Genomic DNA, 3261 nt, shown 5'->3' on the forward strand with positions numbered 1-3261 from the left:
ACCGGGGAGGAATTCCGTTGGCAGAGATCGCGCGCGTTGAAACTCTGGTGGAACCGTGACAAACCCTGCGGCCTGCAAGGCTGCGGTTCGCAGCGCAGTTTTCTTTAACCGAAACACGTGGCAAGGTCACGGCAAAATGACTCGCGATTCAACCGATTTATTCGGCGATTTGCTCGGGCCCGTTTCGGCCCGTCGCGTCGTGCCCGTCCTGGTGCCCATGCCGGCACCGAAAGCCTATTCCTATGCGGTTCCCGACCATATGGCGGTTGAGCCGGGCTCCATCGTGCAGGTGCCGCTCGGCCCCCGTCTCGTCGCCGGCGTGGTCTGGGATGGCGAGGACGACGGAAGCGTCGATCCGAAGAAACTGAAGACCATCGAGAAGGTCTTCGACTGCCCGCCACTGACGCCCGACATGCGGGCCTTTCTCGACTGGGTGGCGACCTATACGGTCACGCCGCCAGGTCTTGTTGCACGCATGGCGCTGCGCGCACCGGCAGCCTTCGATCCGGAGCCGATGGTGGAGGCGCTACGTCTCACCGAGATGCGGCCGGAACGCCTGACGGCGGCACGCGAACGGGTGATTGCAACCGCCAGCGATGGCCTGTCCTGGACGCGCTCGGGCCTTGCGCACGCAGCCGGCACCTCGTCGAGCGTGATTGACGGGCTGACGCAGCAGGGCGTGTTCGAGACCGTGTTCATGGCGCCGCCGCCCGTCGTCGCCTTGCCTGATCCCGATTTCGTAGCTCCCCGGCTCGAAGGCCCGCAAAAGGATGCCGCCGCCGACCTGCTTGCGGCGGTAGAGGAGGGTGGCTTTTCGGTATCGCTGATCGATGGCATCACCGGTTCGGGCAAGACCGAGGTCTATTTCGAGGCGATCGCCGCGACGCTTCGCGCCGGCAAGCAGGTGCTGATTCTTCTGCCGGAGATCGCGCTGACGTCGAGTTTCCTCGAGCGGTTCCAGGATCGTTTTGGCGCCAAGCCGGCCGAGTGGCATTCGGACCTGGCGCCGCGCACCCGCGAAAAGGTCTGGCGCCAGGTGACAACCGGCGACGTGCGTGTCGTTGCCGGTGCCCGCTCTGCCCTGTTCCTGCCGTTCGAGGAACTCGGTCTTATCATCGTCGACGAAGAGCATGACCCTGCCTACAAGCAGGAGGATCGCGTCTTCTACAATGCGCGCGACATGGCGGTCGTGCGCGGCCGGATTACCGGCTTTCCCGTCGTGCTTGTTTCCGCGACGCCTTCGGTCGAAAGCCGGGTCAACGGCGAGGTTGGCCGCTACAAGCCGATCCACCTGCCGACGCGCTTCGGGGACGCGGCGCTGCCGCGGCTCGGCGTCGTCGACATGCGCCAGCATCCGCCGGCCCGTGGCGGCTTTCTGTCGCCGGTGCTCCTGAACCAGGTCGGCAAGGCGGTCGAGCGCGGCGAACAGGCGCTGCTCTTCCTCAACCGGCGTGGATATGCGCCGCTGACGCTCTGCCGCGTCTGCGGCCACCGCTTCCAATGCCCGGATTGTTCCAGCTGGCTCGTCGAGCACCGGTTTCGCGGACAAATCCAGTGTCACCATTGCGGCTATTCGGAAAGGACGCCGGAAGCCTGCCCCGAATGCGGCACGTTCGATCATCTCGTTGCCTGCGGCCCCGGCGTCGAGCGGATCGCCGAGGAGGTGGAGCGGCACTTCCCTGAAGCGCGCACCATCGTGCTGTCTTCCGACCTCATGGGCGTCAAGCGCCTGCGGTTGGAACTCGATGCAATCGCGCGCGGCGAGGCGGACATCGTCATCGGCACGCAGCTTGTCGCCAAGGGCCACAATTTTCCGCTGATGACGCTGGTCGGCATCGTCGATGCCGACCTTGGATTGGCGAATGGAGATCCGCGCGCGGCGGAGCGAACGTTCCAGCTGCTGTCGCAGGTGACCGGTCGCGCCGGCCGAACCGGCCTCAAGAGCCTCGGGCTCTTGCAGACCTACCAGCCGCAGCATCCGGTGATGCAGGCGATCGTTTCAGGCGATGCGGATGCCTTCTACGACCGCGAGATTGCCGAGCGCGAAAAGGCGCTGCTGCCGCCCTTCGGTCGGCTCGCCTCGCTGATCGTCTCGGCCGATACGCGTCAGGATGCGGAGGGTCATGCGCGGGCTTTGCGCATGGCCGCGCCCCGGACAGACGGCATCTCGATTCTCGGTCCAGCGGAAGCGCCTCTGGCGCTGGTGCGCGGACGGCATCGCTTCCGCCTTCTGGTGCATGGCCGTCGCAACAGCGACATGCAGGCCTTCGTCAAGGCGATGATCGCGGCCGGCCCCAAGGAGCGCGGCTCGATCAGCGTCCAGCTCGACATCGATCCCCAGAGCTTCCTGTAAATTCAAGTTTCCCCTGTTGATCGCAGCAATGCGCAGGCGGGCGATTCACAACCGCGACGACATGCGCTAGAGGTCAGGAGCGTCTTGCCTTGGCGGCGGCGACGAATTGACAACGGGCTCATCGGCGGGACGAGGCATGGAGTTCTACATTCCGACGGAAACCGGCGAGTTCCTCGCCTTCTGCGCGGCGGCAGCGGCGATGCTGATCGGTGTCGTGATGCTGTTTGCGCCGCGGCTTACCTTTCGTGCGGCCGGCATCGGCATTGCTGAAGGTCGGCGCGGCGGGCTTGCCGAGGCACGCTCGACCATGGGCGGCATGCATGTGGGCCTCGGACTTGCGGCCATCCTGCTCGCGCAGCCGATGGTCTATCTCGCGGTCGGTGCTGCCTTTGCGCTCGCCGCCTTCGGCCGGATTCTCTCGATGATGAGCGACAACGGCGCCACGCTCTACAATTGGCTGGCGCTCGCCGTTCAGGCAGCACTTGCCATTCTTCCGCTTGCCTATGTCTTCGGCATGATCTGATCGCGGTTGCGAGCTTCTTCGCGATTCACGGGTGCGGATACCAATTTACGGCAAAATTCGGCCAAAGGTGGCCGACTTATGCCGCATTCCTGCCGTTCGCGTGTTGCGAGTCCAAACATCCTATGCTAGACGAACCGCGAATTGCGGGGGAAGTGGGTCGCCAGGCCTCGATATCCTGCAAATTATTGCAGCAAATTCAAGATCTTAAGTTGACGGCCCACCGCCAGCACGGTTCTTGGATGAAATTGAGAGAAGCTTGTGCCCGTGGCAGACACATCCCAGCTTATTTCCGGTGTTGCAGAAAGATATGCGTCCTCGCTTTTTGAGCTCGCGCTCGGCGCAGGTTCGATCGAGGCAGTCGGTGCGGATCTGACCCGCGTCCAGG

2 protein-coding genes and 1 pseudogene are annotated in these 3261 nt (G+C 64.2%); all 3 read left to right on the forward strand.

Annotated elements, in window-relative coordinates; all coding sequences use genetic code 11:
* Positions 1 to 136 precede the first annotated feature (136 nt).
* On the forward strand, positions 137 to 2353 hold the full coding sequence (locus tag VGO04_RS31890) for a primosomal protein N' (RefSeq protein ID WP_327499998.1): 2217 nt from the start codon (positions 137 to 139) through the stop codon (positions 2351 to 2353).
* 136 nt (positions 2354 to 2489) lie between these two features.
* Complete coding sequence (locus VGO04_RS31895) at positions 2490 to 2876, forward strand: DUF4345 domain-containing protein (protein ID WP_327499999.1); 387 nt, start codon at positions 2490 to 2492, stop codon at positions 2874 to 2876.
* 258 nt (positions 2877 to 3134) lie between these two features.
* A pseudogene (locus tag VGO04_RS31900) lies at positions 3135 to 3261 on the forward strand (F0F1 ATP synthase subunit delta); the annotation flags it as partial.

The organism is Ensifer sp. (assembly GCF_035999185.1).
Lineage (GTDB): Bacteria > Pseudomonadota > Alphaproteobacteria > Rhizobiales > Rhizobiaceae > Ensifer.